Here is a 21,210-nt window from a genome sequence, read left to right as displayed (position 1 = left end):
CTTAGGCCACCAGCGTCCAGCCGATGAGGGCGATCGACGTGAGTGCGATCGTGTACTTCAACCCGCTCAGCAGGTCGGCATCTCGGATGTAGCCGCAGATAAACCCGGAGATGATCGCCTGCAGCGTCACCGCATGGAAGAACAGCACCGACAACATCTCGACGTCGATGTTCTCGCTCAAGTTCGCCTGGCCCATCCCGCTCGCGCTTGCGGCCCCCGAACTCGCTTCGGCACCACTCCCGCCGGCGTTGAGGCCGGCCATGGTGTCGATGAACTGTGTCTTGAGGATCGCGATGACAGCGAGCACCGTCATGAAGGTCATGATGATAATAACGATCTGCATCCGGGTCCGGGATTTCCGTTCGCGTTCGATATCGTCGTGGTTCTCGCTGGCACGCGCCGCCGTTCGGAGAACGTCCGAAATCTGATTCGACGCCTCCTGGGCCTCCGTTATCAGGCGCGTCGTTCGCGCCAGCCGGGGGATATGGTACTTGTTGTTGAACTCGATGAGTGCCTCCTTCAGGCTCATTCCGTAGTTGACCTTCGTGTGCATCATCTCGAACTCCCGGGCCAGTTTCCCGCTCGTCGTATCGGAAACCGACTTGAGCGACTCGAGCAGCGTCAGCCCGGTATCGTTCGAACTGGAAAGCTTCCGCAGGTCCTCCGAGAGTTTGTTGACGACGGAATTGCGGTGGCGAACGTTCCACTCGCGGAAAATCGATAGCGGAATCGCCGTAACAAAGAACGGGAGGTATACGTAGAGGAACGTCCCCCAGATCGGCCGATCGAGGAGTTGACTCCAGGACGTCGGTGCCGCCCCAGTGACCATCGCCGTCACCACGATCACCAGTGCGATGGGGACGGTCAGTGCGAGGGTGACCATCGGGTAGTCCCGGAAGAATATATGTGGCTTCGTCAGGACCTCCATCGTCTCGTGCGTGCCTTCCCGGTTCTTGATCCGGTCGAAGACGCTGTAGTGACCGGTGAACTGCTCGACGAGTCCGAGGCTCAACAATCCGCCCTCCTGACCGGTTTCCGTGCGCTGTTCCGAGTTCCCCATCGACAGGTACCCGTCGCCCGGTTCGTCGTGTTTGACCGTCGAGACGAGGACGATAAAACCGACCCCGACCAGCGGGATCAGACCATACACGGTCATGTAGAGCATTTCGTTGGTCACGTCCGCGTTCGGGACCATTTGCATGATGACCATGATGATGATCAGCAGTAACGGGAACAGCGACAGCGTCATATACATCTCGCCGAACAACTCGAGCGTCTCGAGCGTGAGTTCCTGTTCCTGCTTTGCGGTGCGCATGTGCTTTTCTTTCTTGTCCTCGAGGAAGCTCTCCATGTCACCGCCGCTGTTGACGATCGAGAGCATGTCCGTCAAGAACTGTGAGAGGTCGTTGCTCGGCGTTTCGAGGGCCTGTTTTCGAATGGCCGTCCGGTAATCGATGTCGAAGTACTCGGTCTCTTTGACGATGCTCTGGAACTCGTTTGCGACCTCCCCGTAGGTGTCGTCGGCCTGGGCCATCGCCTCGATGATCTCGAGTTGGTTCAGGCCGCCGACCGACAGCGCGTACATAAACGAAACCGCGTCGGTCAACAACATGTTGATCTCTCGCTTCCGAGCGGACGCCCGCGAGTAGGGGATCGCGACCATCGATCCGAACCCCATCGCGAAACCGAGCGTCCCGAACAGGAGACCGGTAAAGAGGACCACGGCCGGCACGCGTAGCAGTTCGATGATCTCGAGGAGGAGTCCGTGACCGACCGGAATGCCGATGAGTGCCTCGTTCGAGAGGAGACCGATCGCGAAAATGCCGTACCCGAGCATCAGCCCGATCAACCAGAGGCTCAGGCCGCTTATGAACCCGATTCCGAGTGCTCGAGAGAGGTACAGTTCGACCGTGTCGGTCATCCGGGCCTGGGCGAGTTTCGTCTCGACGTCGCCGACGAACTCGCTGTCCTCCCCGAATAGCCGATCGTACAGCGGATAGAATCGATCACCGAGCGCGTCGGAACTGGCCGACATACCCGAGCCGCCACTGCTGTCCGTCTGGAGACTCATGTGTCGGTTTCCCCGTCGTTCTCGTCACCGTCGTCGTCACCCTCGTCTGCGTCGAAGGTTCCGCGGTCGGTTCTATCGGGACCATCGTCACCACCTCTGAATATCGAGTCCTCGTCGTCGCTCGAGTCGCGACCGTCGAACAGGGATCCGCCGTCGTCGCCTGCGTCTTCGTCGTCGCTGAAAACCGACGACGACTCGCCGAATATCGAATCTGGGCCGTCGGCCCCAGGGTCGTCTGTCGGCGACCCGGGGGCTTCCGAATCGTCCGCCGCGGAGTCGTCGGCCGACGTGTCCGCGCCCCGTCCTGAGTCGCGGTCGGATTCCGGCGTGCCGTTCGTCTCTGACGCTCGATCGGGCGCCCGTTCGTGGTCGGAATCGTCGTCGTCCGGCGGGTCCCCGGCGGTCTCGTCGATGTCGATCGTCGGCGGCTCCTTCTCGACAGGTTCCGCGTCGGAATCGTCGGCCGGCTCCGCCGGCGGAGCGTCCTCCTCGCCCACCGACGCCGCACCGAATTGCTCGCCCGAATCGGTCGACGATTCGGTCTCGGACGACTCCGGGTCGAAGATCGAATCGAGATCGCCATCCGGGAACATGGCGTCGAATCCCGACGTATCCGGCTGGTGGTTCATCGCCGCACCGACGACGTCGTCGTCCGTCTGTCCGGGGCTAGCCGGGTCGTCGAGTTCTTCGATCGTCTCCCCCATGTCGTCGAACAACCCACCGAGGTCGCCGTCCCCCGCGTCGTCCGACGGGAATACCCGCGACTCGTCGGCTGTCGGTTCCGCGGTCTGTCCCGCTCCGTTCCCGGTCGACTCAGGGGTCTGACTCGACGACGGCGGGCGATCGTCTCCCGAAACCGCGCTCCCGCTAGCCGCCGTCCCAGCATCCACGTCCACGGCCACCATCGACGTCTCGCCATCCGGGGCCGAGTCCGCCATCGCCGCGTCGGCACCGCCGGCAGTCCCCCCACCGGCGTCCCCGACGGCTGACGCGTCCGCAGTGCCAATTCCACCACTGTCGGGTCCGCCGATATCGAACCCGGTATCGTCGTCGAGCCAGGCCGGATCGTCGCCGTCGTCGGCGAAGTCGGTCGAGCCGTCACCGAGTTCCCACTCGTCCTCGTCGACCCCGTCGTCGATGTCACCGCCGAAGTCGAACTCGTCCGTGTCGGTGCGGCCGACCTCGATCGTACTCTCGGCTTCGACGTCGCCAAGGGCGCTCGCGAGGCCGCTCGGGATCTTGCCTCGGTACTCCTCGAACAACGACTCCTCCGCGCGCTCGAGGAGGTCCATCGAGAGGTTGTACGTCTCGCTGGTCGCCTCGGGACGCGGCACGAGTTCCTCTTTTTCCTGATCGACGTCGATCAGAACGCTCTCCATCTCGCGGAGATCCTCGAGGCTGTCTTCGAGTTGGCCGTTCGCGATGAGCGTCAGGATCGTATCGGGATCGTTGATAAATGCCTGGACCGTCGCCGCGACCTGTGCGTACGTGTTGAGATCGTTCTTGATGAGGTACGCGAGAATGACTTCCCGCTTGAACAGTTCGTCCTCGAGTTTCTCGTTACTCCAGCCGCGATCGAACTGGATCTCATCGAGGGTATTCGAATCCCCCATCTTGAGGTACTCGTCGGTCTCCGCTTGCCACTGGTAGACGTCCTGGACGTTGATCTCGTCGTGTTCGGCCTCGTAGTGGTTGATTTCGGTCAGGGACTTGTTCCGGCGGACCTTCTGGCCTTGTACCCGCGTCTGGGTCTGGATGGAAACCAGGTCCAGCGCCGTGAACATCGTCTTCGAGACGTTGATCGGGTCCGTCGTGAACCGTTTCAGGACTTCGTCGACGGAGTCGGCGTGGAACGTCGTGTAGGTCGTGTGACCGGTCGACATGACCTGGAACAGCGTCCGTCCTTCCTCACCGCGGATCTCGCCCATGACGATGTAGTCGGGCCGCTGCCGGAGTGCGGCCTCGAGCAAGTCGAATTCGTCGACGTCGCCCTGTTCGTCGTCGGCGAACGAGGGGCGAGTAACGCTGGCGATCCAGTTTCGCTGGGGGAGTTCGACTTCGCGGGTATCCTCGATCGAGACGATCTTCGCACTCGAGGGGATAAACAGCGAGACGGCGTTCAGTGACGTCGTCTTCCCGGACGCGGTCCCGCCGGCGAAAATCAGGCTCTTGTGGTTCTCGATGGCGAGCCAGAGGAGCGCCATCTCGTATAGGCTGAACGTGTTCCAGTTGATCAGGTCGACCGGAGTGAAGGGGACGTCTTTGAACTGGCGGATGGTATAATTCGTCCCGTGGTCGGACACTTCTTTGCCGAGCGTGAGCTGGGCACGCGACCCGTCGGGGAGCGTCGCGTCGACCTGCGGGAGTCGTTTGCTTATCCCTTTGCCCGAGCGCTGGGCGAGTTTGACGACGAAATCGTCGAGTTCGGCCTCGCCGTGGAAGATGTTCGAAATAATCTGTTCGTACTCGGAGTGATAGACGAAGACCGGTGAATTGTAGCCGTCGACGGAAATGTCCTCGACGTTGATGTCGTGTTTGATGCCGTCGATGCGCTCGTAGCCGATGAAGTCACGTTTAAGAAGGTAGAGTAGTTTTTCGACCTGGTATTCGTTTAGCGTGTCCGGATCCTCCGCGATGATGACCGGTTCCGGGCGCACTTCGATCCCCTCGAGTTGGCTCGGGCCGGCGGTTTCGATATCGACGTCCGTGTCGTCATCGAACAGCCCCCGAAGCGTCTCGAGGATTCCTTTCGAGGCTGCGTCCGACGTCGCCTCGAAGAGGTCGTACCGTTTCAGCAATCGTCGAGTTTCGTCTTCGATGACCGTCCGGCGGCCGTCCTCGGTCGCCTTCTCTTTGATGCCGTCCTCGGAGTACTTGATCGCCGTCCGAAGTTTTCCCGAGAGGAACTCCTGAAGCTCCAGTTCGATCTCGTTCTGGTACGGCTCGACCATGCAGTACTTCTTCTCGTTTTCCTTCTCCGAATGGAAAATGACGACGTAAGCATAGGGTTTGTTCACCCAGTAGCGCTCGACCTCACGGAAGTGAGTCTTTTTCTCGAACGGGACCGTCTTCTCGAGGTCGTACCGGTTGGCGACAGTCGTGTTGCCCGCCGCAGTCGAGAAGAACTCGTCTTCGTCTATCTCTTCCCGTACATTGACGGTTCGTTCCTCGACGACGTCGTCGAGTTCCAGTGCGGCGTCGTTGCCGGCTGCGAGTCGTCCCTCGAGCGTGTCGGGGTCGAAACCGAGTGCGTCTTTCTCGTCGTGATGGACGATATCGCCGTTGGAGTCGCGAGGGCAACTCCCGTTGGCTTCGTAATAGTATTCCCACTTATAGTGTTCCCACGACCAGGTGTCTTTGACGACTGACGTCGTCTCCGGGTCGACGTACTCTGCGAACCGGTTCCAGAGCGCGTCAGCAGCGTCGCCGGCTACCGGGAGCAGAGTGTTGGCTACGTCGTCCGGCTGGTGACCGAGGTACGCCGTCGGATCGAAGTCGACTCGGTCCCAGTCGTCTCCGCTCGGCCCCTTCGAACGCCCCTCGTTCGTATCGAGTCCGAGCTGATCGTCTGCCTCGTCCGGATAGAGGACGGAAATCTCGTCGGCGTACCCGTACTCGGACATGAACACCTCCCACGTGTATTCGCCGACCCGGACGGTCGAATTCGATACCGGACCCGACTCGTGGGATCGTTCACCCTCCCACATAGGGTCGGAATCATCACCCTCAGAAAGGTCCTCGGCGTCCGACTGGTTGGTCTCGTCAACAGCCATTATATCCATTCCCTCCCAATCGTAAATAAACAATCCACCAATTACCATTGCTGATAATCCAGATGATCCGGAGGCTCTACCGATTCCGCCACTATTTCGGGTAGCACGAACGGACGGCTGAGTCCGCACGGCGCGAATGGCGATATTCTCGAGTCTGAGATATCTTCGACGGCAACGAACGGCCGCGAGCGAAAACCGATCACGAGAGGATCAAGGCGCTCTCCGTCTCTTAGGGACGACTATCTCGGTGTCACACACGTCTGTAATTCAATGGTTTTTGTGTTATGATTTCGGCCCCTCGGTCCGCAGCCAGGGTACCGTATTCAGTTCCAAGGAGCGTAACTCAGCACGATTCCTCTCCGAATATATACATCACGCTTATATCTGATCTTTCCCCTGATTGCAGTGTGATGAGTAGTCCGACTGACTCCGTTCGACGGTTCCAGGGGGGGCGTCTGAGCCACATCGACCGACTCGAGAACTCGACGTCATGTCCCGGGAGGTGGCGTAATTTGAGTAGTGCGACTGGTGGTGAGCGTCGATGACGGACCTGACGATCCGGCCGTTTTTCTGGCGACCGACGAATCTCTTCCCGGAGACGCGGTTGATCTCTCGGACCCGCGACGGAATCGTCGACACCTCCTACGGCGAGTTCGGAGCGCGAGTCCGATCGCTACTCGCCGCACTCGCGGACCGCGGGTTCGGTCACGGGGATCGAATCGGAACGTTCGGCTGGAATCACCACCGACACCTCGAGACGTACTACGCCGCGCCGCTTTCCGGCGCCCAGTTGCACACGATCAACGTTCAATTGGGCGACGACGACATCGTCTTCATCGTCGAGGATGCGGCCGACGACATCCTCTTCGTCGACCCCGGAGAGCCGTTCGAAACGATCGAACGACTCTGGTCGGATCTCCCCGTCGAGCAGGTCGTCGTCATGGACGAGACGGTCCCGGAGACCGACATCGATGCCGTCGCCTACGAGGAGCTGATCGCCGAGGCCGATCCGATCGCGGACGAGGAGATGCCCGACCTTGAGGAGGACTTCCCAGCCGGAATGTGCTACACGTCGGGAACCACGGGCCGACCGAAGGGCGTCGAGTACACCCACAAGATGATCTACGCCCACGCGATGATGGTGATGACGCCCGCTGGACTCGACATCAGCGAACGCGACGTCGTCATGCCCGTCGTGCCGATGTTCCACGTCAACTCCTGGGAGTTTCCCTACGCCGCCACGATGGCCGGGGCGACCCAGGTCTACCCCGGTCCGTCGCCCACCGCAGCCGACCTGCTCGAACTGATCGAGCGAGAGGGGGTGACGATGACCGCCGGCGTCCCGACCGTCTGGATCAACCTGCTCGAACACGTCGACGAACACGGTGGCGACCTCTCGAGCCTGGAACGAATCGTCGTCGGCGGCAGCGCCGCGCCCGAGGAGATGATGCGCCGCTACGAAGACGAGTTCGACGTCACCGTCGAACACGCGTGGGGAATGACCGAGACGATGAGTATCGGTTCGGTGTCCCGTCCGAAGGCACGGATGGACGATCTGGACCGCAGTCAGACGTACGAAAAGCGACGCAAACAGGGACTGCTCTCGCCCGGCCTCGAGATGCGCGTCGTCGACGACGATGGCGAAGACGTCGCCTGGGACGGCGAAGCCGCCGGCGAACTGTGGGTCCGCGGGCCGTCGGTCATCACGGAGTACTATAACCGGCCACGGGCCACCGAGGAGGATTTCGAGGGCGGGTGGCTCAAGACCGGCGACATCGTCACGGTCGATACAGACGGATACGTCGAAATCGTCGACCGGGCGAAAGACGTCATCAAGAGCGGCGGCGAGTGGATCTCGTCGATCGCACTCGAGAACGCCCTGATGGCGAACCCGGACGTCGTCGAAGCGGCGGTGATCGGCGTTCCCCACGAGAAGTGGCAGGAACGGCCGCTCGCGACCGTCGTGACCGCCGACGAGAGCGACCCCGACGAAAACCAGCTGCGATCCCACCTCCAGGAAACGCTCGATCAGCCGGACTGGTGGCTCCCCGACGAGATCCGCACCGTCGAGCGGATACCCAAGACCGCGACCGGGAAGTTCGACAAGCAGAGCCTGCGCGACGAACTCGACGTCGACGACGCCGAAGCGGCGGATCGGTAGGAGCGGGATCGAAGCGGTATCGAATCCGAGACCGTCGTTCCATCGTGTTCTGTGGGGAACGCGGTCCCGACCGCGTGATCGTCGCACCGTCTACTCGCCGACTCTCGCTCCTCGAGACGTGCCTCGATCAGGTTCGGCGTCGAACCGAAGTGAGATAAAAATGTTGGGCTAGTTGCTATCGAATGGAGATTCCCTGTACTCTTAGGGAGGTCTTCGAGCTACTCAGAGTATGCGATATAATGACAGTGAACGGGCTCGCGAGGTCGCCGAGCGTGCCACCGCGTTGATGGAGGAGGTCGTGCTGCCGGTCGAACGCGAACGAGCCGGGGGGATGGCCGTCTCGAGTGGCACCGTCGCGGAACTCCGCGAGGCGGCCCGCGAGTACGACGTGTACGCCCCGCAGATACCCGAAGAGTACGGCGGAATGGGCTTGAGTTTCCGGGATTCCCTGCCGGCGTTCGAAGAAGCGGGCCGAAGCCTGCTCGGGCAGGTCGCGATGCGGGTCGACGCCCCGGACGAAGGGAACATGCACCTTCTGGAACTCGCCGGCGACGAGATCCAAAAGGAAACCTACCTCGAGCCGCTCGTCGCGGGCGATATCAAATCCGGCTTCTCGATGACCGAGCCGATGCAGGGCGCCGGGTCGGATCCGAAGATGATCCGGACGACGGCACGGAAAGACGGCGACGAGTGGGTCATCGACGGCCACAAGTGGTGGACGACCCAGGGCGTCGAGGCCGACGTCCTGATCGTTCTCGCTCGGACCGACGAGGATGCTCACCCGTACGAAGGCTGCTCACTGTTTCTCGTGCCGTCTGACGCCGACGGCGTCGAGGTCGTGCGGGACGTCCCCCACATGGGTGGCGGCAATCGCGGTGCGTCACACGCCGAAATTCGGTACGAAAACGTCCGCGTCCCCGAAGAACACCTGCTCGGGGAATTGAACCAGGGGTTCGTCCACGCACAGGAGCGCCTTGGTCCCGCACGGCTGACCCACTGTATGCGCTACTCGGGGATGGCCCAGCGCTCGCTCGAGATCGCGAAGGCGTACCTCAGCGAACGACAGGGGTTCGGATCCCCGCTCTCGGAAAAACAGTCCCTGCGCCACCGGATCGCCGACGCAGAAACGCAACTTCACGTCGCCCGCACCGCGATCCGAGACGCTGCAGACCGCATCGCCGCCGGAGACGAGGCCCGTATTCCCGTCTCCATGTGCAAGGTGTTTACCGCGACCGTCACACAGGACGCCGTCGACCTGGCCGTCCAGTCGTGCGGTGCGAACGGTATCGGGAAAGACTTGCCGCTCTCGGACTTCTACGAATCGGTTCGGCAATTTCGCATCGTCGACGGGGCCGACGAGGTCCACCGTCGGGTCATCGCCCGCGCCGCCTTCGAGGACGTCGACACCGAGGAACTCGAGCCACTGACCCGGTTCGGCGAGCCGAATCGGCGGTGACGGACGACCGACTAGGGACGATCGTCTAGCCTCGCGCTCGGACGAGAGCGGACACCCCGCCTCGAGACGGTCGCCTCGCGTCGCTCGGCGCTGCGACTCGCCGGGTTCGAAGTTCGTTCCCATGCTCCTCGCGTCCGCTCCTCGCAAAAACGGGCGTGGCGGGATTCGAACCACGGTCGCTCACTGTGTTCGCTCCCTGATTCGAGTCCCGCCGTGTCGGTTCGTTCGCCACTGCGTGGCTCGCTGTACGGGCGTGGCGGGATTCGAACCCACGATCAGAAGGTTAGGAACCTCCTGCCCTCTCCGCTAGGCCACACGCCCCGGTATAAGAGTATCTTCGTTGGTTTCGCTGAACGGTCCGTCCACCGTCCCGCATCGCCTCGAGTGAAGAGTCGACCGTCCCACGTCCCCTCCGGAACCCGCCTATGGCCTCACCATTCGTTGGTTTCTCGGGTCGACTCCTCTTCGGTGACCGGTTCCGTGTCGACGAAGTCTTCGTCCTGCTGGTTGCCGGTCTGTCCACCGTCCCGCATCTCCTCGAGTTCCGATTCGACCTTCTCGCGTCCCTTCTGGAACTCGCCCATGGCCTCACCAGTCGATCGTGCCAGCTTCGGGATCTTGTTCGCCCCGAAGAGTAGAATCGCGATGATGAGAATGATTGCGAGCTCCGGAGGCCCCATGCCGCCGGGAATGAACAGCGGTGCGATTTCGACTACCATCTCTATACGTGGCTTATCCGCTGGCAATTATAACCTTTTTGGACCACAAAGGCAAGCATGCGGCCGCGATAGTCCATGTACGACCGAGATTCGTCGAACCTTACAGGGCTGGTGGTACGACCGAGATTCGTCGAACCTTACAGGGCTGGTGGTACGACCGAGATCCGTCGAGCCTTACAGGGGCGGGTCGCCGCACCGTTCGCCGACCCGCCGGTCGTCCCTACTCCCGTCGTGGTGACCCGGGGACTCGAGACACCGGTCGGAAACCGAGCGGAACTGAACCGGCGATTCCGGCCGTACCGGCGACGGACGAAGAACGCACGCAGCACACTCCGTTCCGGGAACGAAACTATCTTTCCTGTTTACACCCAACGGGGTGACGATGGCTGCAACCGGAGACGCCGCACCCGACTTCACCGCACCGCTCGCAAACGGCGACATCGAGGAGTTCTCGCTTTCGGACCGACTCGAAACGGAGTCGCCGATCGTCCTCGCGTTTTTCCCCGGCGCGTTCACCAGCGTCTGTACGACCGAAATGTGCGCGTTCCAGGACCGCCTCGCAGCGTTCAACGACCTCGAGGCGACCGTCTACGGCGTCAGCCGCGACTCGCCGTTTACGCTCAACGAGTTCCGCGAGCAGAACGGCCTCGAATTCGGACTGATAAGCGACTACAACAGGGAGATCACCGACGAGTACGGCATCCCGATGGATTTCGCCGATCTCGGCGTCTACGGCGTGGCAAAGCGTTCGGTGTTCGTCGTCGACGGCGACGGCCAGATCGCCTATTCGTGGATCAGCGACGATCCGGGCGTCGAACCCGACTACGACGACGTCGAAGCAGCGGTCGAGAACCTGTCCTGACGACTGACGGTGGGTAGAGGGACACCCGTCGCAGCGTTTTTTTAGTCCGCAACCGATGTATCCCCATGACCGATTCCGCCGCCGAGGAGGACCCCCGCCGCGTCTACTCCCCCGACGACGATCACAACTTTCCGGACGAGAAGCTCAACGCCGTCCTCGAGTTCGTCGACGCCGACGAGGAGATCTCGGCCTATCTCGAGGCACAGAACGTCAACGCCGTCGACCGGATGCGGTACAACGACCACGGGACGAAACACATCGAGATCGTCCGTAATCGAGCGCTGTGTCTCTATAACTTGCTCAAGGGCGGCAACGTCGATTTCAACGGCGCGCGCCAGCAGGGGTTGGACGAATCGGACGAATCGGTCATCATCGCGCTCGCGGCGACCCTCCACGACGTTGGCCACATCGTCCACCGTGACAGCCACGCCTACTACTCGATCCCGTTAGCGGGTGATATCCTCGATCGGATTCTTCCCGAGTACTACAGCGTTGCCGATTCGGTGCGGATGAAAGGTGAGGTCCTCCACGCGATCCTCTGTCACCACCGATCCGAAACGCCCCTCACGACCGAAGCGGGCGTGATCCGCGTCGCCGACGCACTCGATATGGAACACGGCCGCTCCAGAATCCCCTACGAACACGGTGGGCGAGGCATCAACACCCTCTCGAGCCAGGCCATCAGCCGAGTTTCGCTCCAGCGGGGCGATACCACGCCCGTCATGGTCGAAATCGAGATGACTAACGCCGCAGGAGTCTATCAGGTCGATAACCTGTTGAAAGCGAAACTGAAAGACTCCGGCCTCGAAGACCAGATTCGAATCGTCGCAGTCAACACGAACGAGAATCGAGAACAACTCGTCGAGCGCATCGAACTGTAGTCGAGGGTCCGAACAGTCGTCGACCTCGACCGGCGGTCACGTGTCGTCTGTCGCGTTCGATCTCGACGCGGCAAACTCCGATTTTTACTCGTTCTAACAAACATATTCGCAGTTATGAAATCGTACTTGAGCGTTTTCGGTCAATACACCAATTTCTTATACTGTTTCCGTATGCGTAATATTATGGGCGTTAGTCTACGAGAAGACGGGTCGAACTACTCGATACGGTTCGGCGCCGTCGTCTTCGGAGCAGCAGTCATCATGGCCGTAGCCGGCAACGCGGCCGGTTTTCCCGGACTGGTCGGCGGCGTGATTCTCGTCACCGTGACGGGGTACGTGCTGGGCTCTCGCGTCGATCGGACACACGACGAAGTGATTGCGAATATCGAGACGGCGATCGGAGAGCCCGATTCTGCGGTAGCGACCGGTGACATTCGAGAGGTCGACCTCGTCATCAAAGAACGGATCGACGAGATACGCAAGCAGCGCCAGGAGGTAGACGACCTGGAGGCGAAACTGCAGCGTGTGAAGCGAGAGAAGGAACAGATCGAGAACCATACCGAACGGTTTCGGGAAGCGATGCAACTCGTTGCTGCCGGCCAACTCGCGCATCGGATCGAAACAGACGAGGAGTCGTCACTGGACATCGCCGACGATTTCAACGAGATGATGGACGAACTCGAGGGGACGATGCGTCACCTCAAAGACTTCATCTCGCTCGTCGTCTCATCGAGCGACGAAGTGTTATCGGGGACCGAAGAGGTGAGCGAAGCGAGCAATCAGATCGGCGAAACGATCCAGGAAATCTCCCACGGTGCGACGGTTCAGTCCGAACAACTCCAGTCGGTCACGAACGAAATGGGGACCCTTTCCTCGAGCATCGAAGAGATCGCCAGCCTCTCCGACGGTGTCGCGACGCTCTCCGAGCGGACAGCGGAGACGGGACGCGAAGGACAACGAGCTGCACAGACCGCGATCGACGGGTTGAACCAAATGGAGGACGGGTCGACGGAAGCGGTCGAAGCCATCGAATCGCTCCGGGCGGAGATGGAAGCCATCGACGAACTGGTCGAATTCATCAGCGAGGTCGCTCACGAGACGAACATGCTCGCGCTGAACGCCAACATCGAGGCAACGCGCAGCACCGATACATCCCAGGACAAAGGCGGGTTCGCAGCTGTCGCAAAGGAAGTCAAAGAACTCGCGGAAAAGAGCAAAGAGGCGGCCGACGACATCGAGAAGCGAATCGACGACATTCACGAACAGACCGAAGTCGCGACGAATACCGTTCGAGAGACGGAAGAACGAATTGCGGAACATACCGACTCGATCGAAACCGCGCTCGACGCGCTCGCCGAAATCGCGGAGTACGCGGCGGAGACGAATCACGGCGTACAGGAGATTCACACGGCAGCGGATCAGCAAGCCAAGTCGACGCAGGAGGTGGTCGCTCTCGTCGACGAAACGACGACGATCAGCGAGCAGACCTCCGAGTTAGCCGAAGAAGTCACCGCGTCGGCCGAAGAACAGACGGCCGCGCTTACGGACGTTTCGAACGGTGCCAAACAACTGTCTCAAAACGCGAACTGGTTGCACGATACGCTCGAGATGTACAAAGCACGCCAGGACCCGCCGGGGCTAGAGCGCAGGTCGCCCGCCGTCCGTCCCGATGCCACGACCGCAACTGCTGGAGATTCGCGGTCATCGGAACCGGCCTCGTCGAAATCGACGTCGGTGGAACCGACGCCATCGGAACCCGCGGGGACGTCCAACTGGTCCGATTCGACCTGGGGCACTTCTGGTTCGACCGGGTCCGAGTGGGAGTCCTCGACGCGGGAAACGGAACCCGAGTCAACGCCCGAGTCGCCGTCACCGGCGACGATGGAATCCGAGCGGTTCTCGTTCGATAGCACGGACGACGCCGGGGCGCTTCCGACGCAGTTCCAGACCGGCATGGCGATCGACGACGATAGTTTCGATGCGGGCCATCGAGCGGCGTCGAGGGCGCACGAGGCGTTGGGAACGGATCGTGTCGACTTCTGTCAGGTCTTTTGTTCGCCGGAGTACGAATACGAGGCCGTTCTGGCCGGAATCCGCGACGTGATCGGATCCTCGCCGAAGCTGATCGGTGCGTCGTCCGCGGGAGAATTCACCGAACAGGCCGTGTTAGACGGGAGCGTCGCAGTTTCGCTCGTCGCCAGCGACACGATCAAATTTTTCACGGGACTCGGAACCGACGTCTCCGAAGGGGCTGCGGATGCGGTCAATCAAGCGGTAGCGGATCTCCCGTCGTCGGTCGAGGGGTATCCACATCTCTCGGCGATCAACCTCCACGACGGGTTGGCCGGAGTCAGCGATCAAATCGCACTCGTCACGCAGCGAAACCTCGGTCACGATGTGAGCTTCGTTGGCGGGTCGGCGGGTGACGACCTGCTGATGAACGCGACGCACGTCTTCCGCGGCGACACGATCGCGACCGACTCCGTCGTCATCGCGCTCATGGCCTCGAAAGAGCCGGTGACGATCACCGTCGATCACGGCCACTCGCCGATCTCCGAGCCGATGACGGTGACGAAATCCGAGGGTGGCCGAGTCATGGAACTCGATGGAAGGCCCGCGTTCGAAGCCTGGCGCGAAGCGGTCGAATCGTATCTCGCCGGGACTGGTCGAACGGTCAACTTCGATGCCGTCGAAGAGGACAGCCAGGAACTGCTCGGACTCTTGTCGGAGTTCGAGTTCGGTATCGAAGAAGGGGCCGGGGCGATCGACGACGGGTACAAGATACGCTGGCCCGGCCTGACGCTTTCGAAAGAAGGGCCGCTCGACTTCCCCGTCGGCGTCCCCGAAGGGATCGTATTGCGTGTGATGCACAGTCCGCCGGACGATCAGATCGTGTCCGCTCGTGACACGGCACGGGCCGCGGTTCGAAACGCATCCAGTGACGTCGCCGGTGGATTCGTCTACGACTGCGCGTGTCGTTCGATCATCCTCGGCGACGAGTTCGACGACGCCGTCGGTGCGATCGACGACGAGTTGGGAGTTCCCTTCAGTGGGTTCGAGACCTACGGTGAACTCTGCATGGAACGTGGCCAGATGAGTGGGTACCACAACACCACGTCCGTCATCATGCTGCTTCCCAAGTAGCGGGGTCTATCGCGCCGCCCCCACAGTCGCGACTCGTCGCTGGTCTGCCCGTCGGTGGACACGTTCGCGGGACCGTCTGATTACCGCCTCAGTTCCGAGACGGCCGTTCCCCTTCGTCTCCGTCTCGAGAGCGGTCAGTGATCAAATGAGTTCGTATCGTCCGTCCGTGTGCTCGAGATAGCCCCGTTCTCGCAGCGTGCCCGTGATCGAGAGGACGGCGCCTTTCGTGACAGCGAGATCGGTACAGAGGTCTTCGGCGGTCGCACCGTTACTCGCTGCGAGATACAGGTACACCAGTTTCGCTCGGTCGGAATCGAGTTCCGTCGGAAGCGATACGTCGAGACCCGACGTCGCTGTCGATGTCATACTCGATCCCATCACTTTCGACGATAATAAATGTCTCCTTCAACAATTGTCGAAATAATGGGCCCGGGTCGACTTTCTCGATTGTCGATAGTCGAATCGTCGATCGACGAATATGCGTCGACGCCGGAAGAGAGTCATCAGAGCGGAAATTCCAGATATAGGCGATTGTCGTAGTGACCGCGTTCGATGTGGCGTCGTCGTCGCGCCGCGAGAGAGTCGCGCAGAGCGTCGCACTGGCACAGTGTTAACGGTTCTCAGAGGCACTGTGGACCCTGAATTCAGGCGAATCGCTTTTGTGGCCACGCTGGCGAGTACGAGGAAACGCAATGACGATGCACATCACCGTTCTCGCACTCCTGACCGGACTCGTCACCGGTGCACTGTTCCGCTATCTCGCGATTCCGATTCCTGCACCACCGGAACTTCCCGGCGTCGTGGGAATCGTCGGGATATACGTCGGCTATAAGCTGATCGACTATCTGGGAATCGGCGTGGATCTGCTCGAAATAGCCGGCCTGTAACGGGGCGTGCGAGAAGGGACGCGGTTCACGAATCGTGTCTGGTCGACTCGAGCAGTAACGACAGCCGAGCGAGCACCCACGCTATCACCAGGACGACGGCGGGTGCGAGAATCCCCAGGAACGGGGCGGGAACGGCTGGAATCACCGCCCCAACCCACTGCAGGACCAGAACGAGCAGTTCGAAATACAGGTTGCCGACGATAGCGAGTAGAAGAACGATGATCAAGTCGAGTCGCCGTCCGATCCGGTTCTCGCCCATATATAACCGGTTGCTTCGAACGTGAAAAATATTCGCCCCCGTAGCGACGCGTGGCGGGTAGGTGAAGACGAATCCGAAAAACCGATCGCCGCGGCCGACCCGTCAGTAGCTACGCTCTTTCGGCTCGTAGGTCTTGTTCTCGCCCTCGAGGATGACCGGACGGTAGAAGATCGAGGGATTGCCGTTGTCCCACGAGATAAGCGTGTGTTTGAGCCAGTTCTCGTCGTCGCGGATCTGATTTTCCTGACGCCAGTGGGCCCCGCGGAATTCGTTGCGGACGAGTGCGCCGAGTGCGATCGTCTCGGCGACGTCGATCAGGTTGCGCGTCTCGATCGTCTGCTGGAGGTCGGTGTTGAACGTTCGCGACGGATCGTCGACGTACACGTCCTGGTACTCCTCGCGGCACTCGCGGATGATCCGCAGGGCCTTCCTGACTCCGTCGCCGGTACGGAAGACGTTCACGTAGTCGGTCATCGCTCGCTGGAGTTTCGCGCGGATCTCCGCGTGCTGTACGCCGTCGTCTTTGTCTATCAAGTACTCGACTCGTTCTCGAGTCGACTCGACGGCGCGCTCGAGGATACCGTCTGCCTCGGCGGTAACCCCCCCGTCCGCGGCGACACCGCTGGTCGAGTCCAGCCCCGCTTCGCCGGGGGCGACCGGCAGTTCGGTGTCGGTCTCGTCCTCGACGTCGTCCCCGTAGCCGGTTTTGATTTTGGGCTCGCCGAGATCGTCGCCGGCGGCGTGACGGCCCGCGCGCTTCCCGAAGACGATGAGTTCAGGCAAGGCGTTCCCGCCCAGGCGGTTCCCGCCGTGGACTGAGACGCAGGCACACTCGCCGGCAGCGTAGAGTCCGCCGACGCAGGTCTGACCGTTCTCGTCGACTTCGATGCCGCCCATCGCGTAGTGCTGACCGGGTTTGACCGGCATCGGTTCGACGAGGCCGTCGACGCCTTCGAAGTCCTCCGCGAGGTGGAGGATGTTTTCGAGACGGTCCATGATGCGCTCCTCGCCGAGGTGGCGCATGTCGAGATGGACGTACTCGTCGTCGACACCGCGTCCTTCGTTGACTTCGGTGAGTTCGGCGCGGGCGACGACGTCCCGAGAGGCGAGTTCACCGGAGTTGTTCGCGTAGCCGTGCTCGAACATGAACCGCTCGCCCTCGTTGTTGTAGAGGATGCCGCCTTCCCCGCGGACGCCCTCGGAGATGAGAACGCCGGTCGACGGCAACGAGGTCGGATGGAACTGGATGAACTCCATGTCCTCGAGCGGTGCGCCCGCACGATACGCCATCGCGTGGCCGTCGCCGGTACAGGAGACGGCGTTGGTGGTGTGATCGAACGCCTGTCCGGGACCGCCGCTCGCGAGGACGACCCCGCCGGTGGCCTTGAAGCCCTCGATCTTGCCGGACTGGATGTCGTAAGCGACGACGCCGTGGCACGTGCGGTCGTTCGGATCGGGTTCGTCGCTCGTCGCGAGGTCCATGACGTACCACTCGTCGTAGACCTGAATGCCGCGCTTGACGACCTGCTCGTACATGACGTGCAGCAGGTGATGGCCCGTTTCGGCACCGGCGTAGGTGGTCCGCGGGTAAGAAAGCCCGCCGAACGGACGCTGTGAAACCCGACCGTCGTCCTCGCGGGAGAACGGCATCCCCCAGTGCTCGAGGTTGATGGTCTCCTCGGGTGAGTTCTTGGCGAGGGTCTCGACCGCCGGCGCGTCGCCGAGGTAGTCCGACCCCTTCATCGTGTCGTAAGCGTGGAGTTCCCAGTCGTCGCCCTCCTGGAGTGCGGCGTTGATTCCGCCCTCCGCCGCGCCGGTGTGACTGCGGACCGGGTGGAGTTTCGTGACGATCGCCACGTCCGCTCCGGCTTCGTGTGCTGCGATCGCGGCCCGGAGGCCAGCGCCGCCCGCGCCGACTACGATAACGTCGTGTTCGTACATGATTACCAGAACTTCAGGTTTTTCTTGACCGCTTCCCGCTTGAGCTCCTGAATGTGCTCGGTGAGCGGGATGTCTTTCGGACACACCTCGGTACAGGAGAACTGGGTCTGACACCGCCAGACGCCGTGTTCCTGCTCGAGAATGCGGAGTCGATGCTCTTTGATTTCCTCGTCTTCGCGTTCGTCCATCGCGAACCGGTAGGCCTTGTTGATCGCCGCGGGCCCCAGATACTCGTTGTCCCCGGCGGCGATGTTACACGAGGACATACACGCGCCACACCAGATACAGCGCGTGGACATCTTGACCTTCTCGCGATTCTCGCGGGACTGTCGCTGCTCCTCGAGTTCGCCCTCCGGGAGGTCTTCCTGCTGGAAGTACGGCTCGACGGTGTGCATCTGGTCGTAGAAGTGGTCCATGTCGACGACCAGGTCTTTGACGACCTCCTGGTGCGGGAGCGGTTCGATGCGAATCGGTTGTTCCAGGTCGGCGATCTGGGTCTTACAGCCCAGTCGCTGCTTCCCGTTGACGAAGAACGCGTCGGAGCCACAGACGGCCTGCCGACAGGAGTGTCGGAACGTCAGCGACGAATCGTACTCGTCGCGGGCGTACATGACCGCGTCGAGGACGGTCATCCCCTTCTCGAAGGGAACGTGGAAGTCGTCGAAGCGAGGTTCCTGTTTCGCTTCGACTTCGGGATCGTATCGAAACACCTTGATGTGTGCCGTCTCCCCCTCGAGTTCGGAGGCGTCGGCCGTCGTCTGGTCGATCGCCTCGCCTTCTTTCTGTTTTTCTGCGGCCGGCGACTCCGCGCCCTTCATCGCCGGGTCTTCCGGTGCTTCCTGACTCTCCGGTTCGACTTGTTGCGTACTCATGTTAGATCATCCCCGCCATCGCGAGTGCGACGTAGGTTCCCTGTGCGACGAGTGCGAGGGCAGCGACGACCAGCACCGCCAGCACAACTTTCTTCTGAGTCCCCTGGAGCCCCTGATTGACCAGCGCGTTGTAGACGCCGTTGACGCCGTGGAACGCGGCGGTGATCAGGAACAACACCATCGTGAGGAAGTAACCAACGTTCTCCATTCGGGCCTGAGTGGCCAAGAAGGTTACTTCGTACGCGTGATTGACGAAGTGAAGCAGAAAGAAGTGAAAGGCCAGAACGACGACCAGAAACGCCGCCGTGATCCGCTGGAGGAACCAGCCGGTCCCGCCGGGCGTGAACGAAGAGTACCGTTCCGCCATCAGAGGCTCACCCCGGAGAGGAACGTCGGGACGCTCGCGACGGTGATCGCACCCGTCAACACCAGCGAAGCGTAGAAACTCTTGTCCTGTGCCTCGAGTCCGACGCCGAGGTCGACCATCAGCAGTCGGAGGCCGTTCAGAATGTGGAAGACGGCCACCGCGAGCAGGCCGACCTCGAGAAGGCGGACGAGAAAGAGCCCCTCGAGGCCCTGGAGGGTCGTGGTGTACACGTCCGTTTCTGCTTGAATCGCCGATGCGTTCCCCGCTGCGCCGAGAGACGTACTCAGCACGGCGATGTGGGTAAACAGGTAGCCGATCAGCATCCACCCGGTGAACTTGTGGAAGATCCACGCCCACATGCCGGCCGAGAACTCCTTCCAGCGGCCGAAGTCCTCGATGAGACCGCGATTGTAAGACTGACTCATGCGCTCATGTGGACGGTTTGACCGTGGGGGTATAGAAGTTACTTTTATCGCCCCGTATACGCGTTGCGTCCGTGAAAATAACTACAGAAACGAGTACGTTTTGTCACAGGATCTCCGACCCGGATCGGAACCCTCCCGTCAGATACGTCGAGACTGTCCTCTCGAACGATTCGAGACCGTCCGACCGGACGTGTGACCGCACCGCGGTTCACCCGTTCAGTCTCTGTGCTCCTGGCGCCGAAGGTCGGATCGGGACCGTTCCGTCGTGCGCTCGCGCTCGAGCGCGGTGAGCGTGTCCGGCGAAAGGCCGACGAGATGGCACAGCGGGTTCCCCGGGTAGACCACCGGATTCTCGAGGACGCCGACGATGAGACCGGTGAAGGGAGCCTCGACGGTGACGATGTCCTCTTCCTCTTTGAACGGGTTGGTAATGGCACAGATCACTTCGCCCTCTTCGACGAGCGCGCCGCGGCCGCGTTTCATGTCGACGATGCCGCCCGCGTCCGCGCGAAGCCAGGTTTTCTCGTCGTCGGTGTCGATGACGGTTCGCCACCCGGGCCAGTGGACCGACGAGTCCCGGTGGAGGCCGAACTCGGCGAGGACGCTGGCGACGCCGGTGAGTGCGCGGTCGATCAATCGCCGCTGGAACCGGTGTGCCTCGCCCATCTCGACGGTAATCGTCGGGATGCCGGCCTCCGTCGCCTCCCGGCGAAGCGTTCCCGATGGGCCCTCTCCCGCGATAATCACGTTCGAGCTGAACGCGTTCGCGAGTCTGGCGACGTTCGGGCGCTCCATGTTCGCTCGGACGTGAAGCATGTTCGTCCGCCCGCGCGTCGACGTGTGGAAGTCGACGCCGATATCGCACGGCTCGATGAAGTTCGTGTAAATCTGGTGTGCCATCCGTCTGGCGCTCGTCGATCCCTCCCGACCGGGAAACGATCGATTCAGGTCGCGGTCGTAGATCGGCAAGTATCGCTCCTGGGCGATGAAGCCGGGAACGTTCATCACGGGCAGACAGACTAACGTCCCGTGGAGAACGGAGTGGTCCCAATCGTGAGCCACCTCGCGAACGACTTCGATTCCGTTGAGTTCGTCGCCGTGGGCCGCCGCCGAGAGGAAGACCGTCGGGCCGGGCTGTTCGCCGTTGATAACCGTAACCGGAATCCTGACCGGGTCCCCGAGATACGTCTCACTGATGCCGTAGCGAATGTTCGCCGATTCGCCTGGGTCGACCCGGCCGCCGTTGTACGTGAACGCGTCCTCCATCTGATCGGTAGCGCCCGGTTCGTCGGGCGGTTCGGTCGTCGCAGCGTCGTCGCTCATATGACGTTCTCAGGGGGTGGTAACGTGAATCTTCCCCCTTCATGCTCTTCGACAGCGTTCCGTGTCGTT

The 21,210-nt window shown here is 61.5% G+C and carries 16 protein-coding genes and 1 tRNA gene; 6 read left to right on the top strand and 11 right to left on the bottom strand.

What is annotated here, in order from left to right:
* Nucleotide 1: 1 nt before the first annotated feature.
* Nucleotides 2–2,071 carry a type II secretion system F family protein gene (locus tag NJT13_RS18210; RefSeq protein WP_254523232.1) on the bottom strand — a complete coding sequence of 690 codons (2,070 nt, stop codon included), beginning with the start codon at nucleotides 2,069–2,071 and terminating at the stop codon, nucleotides 2–4.
* Nucleotides 2,068–5,844, bottom strand: a complete 3,777-nt coding sequence (locus tag NJT13_RS18205) for a type II/IV secretion system ATPase subunit (RefSeq protein ID WP_254523231.1) — start codon at nucleotides 5,842–5,844, stop codon at nucleotides 2,068–2,070. Before NJT13_RS18205 ends, NJT13_RS18210 begins: the two co-directional genes overlap by 4 nt.
* A gap of 541 nt (nucleotides 5,845–6,385) precedes the next feature.
* Here NJT13_RS18205 and NJT13_RS18200 point away from each other — a divergent pair.
* Both NJT13_RS18200 and NJT13_RS18195 read left to right on the top strand, forming a co-directional pair.
* Nucleotides 6,386–8,005 carry a long-chain fatty acid--CoA ligase gene (locus tag NJT13_RS18200; RefSeq protein WP_254523230.1) on the top strand — a complete coding sequence of 540 codons (1,620 nt, stop codon included), beginning with the start codon at nucleotides 6,386–6,388 and terminating at the stop codon, nucleotides 8,003–8,005.
* 229 nt (nucleotides 8,006–8,234) lie between these two features.
* A complete protein-coding gene (locus tag NJT13_RS18195) occupies nucleotides 8,235–9,461 on the top strand; it encodes an acyl-CoA dehydrogenase family protein (protein ID WP_254523229.1) in 1,227 nt (408 codons plus the stop codon).
* A gap of 248 nt (nucleotides 9,462–9,709) precedes the next feature.
* On the opposite strand, the gene NJT13_RS18190 is transcribed toward NJT13_RS18195, so the two are convergent.
* Both NJT13_RS18190 and tatA read right to left on the bottom strand, forming a co-directional pair.
* Nucleotides 9,710–9,782, bottom strand: a tRNA-Arg gene (locus NJT13_RS18190).
* Nucleotides 9,783–9,892: 110 nt separating this feature from the next.
* Complete coding sequence (gene tatA / locus NJT13_RS18185) at nucleotides 9,893–10,180, bottom strand: twin-arginine translocase TatA/TatE family subunit (protein WP_254523228.1); 288 nt, start codon at nucleotides 10,178–10,180, stop codon at nucleotides 9,893–9,895.
* A gap of 382 nt (nucleotides 10,181–10,562) precedes the next feature.
* Between tatA and NJT13_RS18180 the strand changes: the two genes are divergently transcribed.
* From NJT13_RS18180 to NJT13_RS18170, 3 genes are all read left to right on the top strand, one after another.
* The gene (locus NJT13_RS18180) at nucleotides 10,563–11,042 is read left to right on the top strand and encodes a redoxin domain-containing protein (protein WP_254523227.1); all 480 of its coding nucleotides are present in this window, start codon (nucleotides 10,563–10,565) and stop codon (nucleotides 11,040–11,042) included.
* 65 nt (nucleotides 11,043–11,107) lie between these two features.
* Entirely contained in the window at nucleotides 11,108–11,923 is an 816-nt protein-coding gene (locus NJT13_RS18175; RefSeq protein ID WP_254523226.1) for an HD domain-containing protein, read from the top strand.
* Between the two features lie 183 nt (nucleotides 11,924–12,106).
* Nucleotides 12,107–15,067, top strand: a complete 2,961-nt coding sequence (locus tag NJT13_RS18170; RefSeq protein WP_254523225.1) for an FIST N-terminal domain-containing protein — start codon at nucleotides 12,107–12,109, stop codon at nucleotides 15,065–15,067.
* 141 nt (nucleotides 15,068–15,208) lie between these two features.
* Here the strand turns inward: NJT13_RS18170 and NJT13_RS18165 are convergent, their stop codons facing one another.
* Nucleotides 15,209–15,433: a phenylalanine--tRNA ligase subunit alpha gene (locus NJT13_RS18165; RefSeq protein WP_254523223.1), complete on the bottom strand. Its 225-nt coding sequence runs from the start codon at nucleotides 15,431–15,433 to the stop codon at nucleotides 15,209–15,211.
* Nucleotides 15,434–15,759: 326 nt separating this feature from the next.
* Between NJT13_RS18165 and NJT13_RS18160 the strand changes: the two genes are divergently transcribed.
* A complete protein-coding gene (locus NJT13_RS18160; RefSeq protein WP_254523221.1) occupies nucleotides 15,760–15,954 on the top strand; it encodes a XapX domain-containing protein in 195 nt (64 codons plus the stop codon).
* Nucleotides 15,955–15,979: 25 nt separating this feature from the next.
* Here the strand turns inward: NJT13_RS18160 and NJT13_RS18155 are convergent, their stop codons facing one another.
* From NJT13_RS18155 to NJT13_RS18130, 6 genes are all read right to left on the bottom strand, one after another.
* Nucleotides 15,980–16,213: a hypothetical protein gene (locus NJT13_RS18155; RefSeq protein ID WP_254523220.1), complete on the bottom strand. Its 234-nt coding sequence runs from the start codon at nucleotides 16,211–16,213 to the stop codon at nucleotides 15,980–15,982.
* Nucleotides 16,214–16,315: 102 nt separating this feature from the next.
* On the bottom strand, nucleotides 16,316–18,154 hold the full coding sequence (locus NJT13_RS18150; protein WP_254523219.1) for an FAD-binding protein: 1,839 nt from the start codon (nucleotides 18,152–18,154) through the stop codon (nucleotides 16,316–16,318).
* A gap of 2 nt (nucleotides 18,155–18,156) precedes the next feature.
* A complete protein-coding gene (locus NJT13_RS18145; RefSeq protein WP_254523218.1) occupies nucleotides 18,157–19,026 on the bottom strand; it encodes a succinate dehydrogenase/fumarate reductase iron-sulfur subunit in 870 nt (289 codons plus the stop codon).
* A 1-nt stretch (nucleotide 19,027) separates the two neighbouring features.
* Nucleotides 19,028–19,393: a succinate dehydrogenase/fumarate reductase transmembrane subunit gene (locus NJT13_RS18140; RefSeq protein ID WP_254523217.1), complete on the bottom strand. Its 366-nt coding sequence runs from the start codon at nucleotides 19,391–19,393 to the stop codon at nucleotides 19,028–19,030.
* Nucleotides 19,393–19,818: a succinate dehydrogenase, cytochrome b556 subunit gene (gene sdhC, locus NJT13_RS18135; protein WP_254523216.1), complete on the bottom strand. Its 426-nt coding sequence runs from the start codon at nucleotides 19,816–19,818 to the stop codon at nucleotides 19,393–19,395. Before sdhC ends, NJT13_RS18140 begins: the two co-directional genes overlap by 1 nt.
* A gap of 216 nt (nucleotides 19,819–20,034) precedes the next feature.
* A complete protein-coding gene (locus tag NJT13_RS18130; protein WP_254523214.1) occupies nucleotides 20,035–21,141 on the bottom strand; it encodes a succinylglutamate desuccinylase/aspartoacylase family protein in 1,107 nt (368 codons plus the stop codon).
* Between the last annotated feature and the right edge of the window lie 69 nt (nucleotides 21,142–21,210).

Source organism: Natrinema caseinilyticum (genome assembly GCF_024227435.1).
Taxonomy (GTDB): domain Archaea; phylum Halobacteriota; class Halobacteria; order Halobacteriales; family Natrialbaceae; genus Natrinema; species Natrinema caseinilyticum.
Note: the sequence above shows the minus strand (reverse complement) of the source record. Positions and strands in the feature narration are given on the sequence as shown.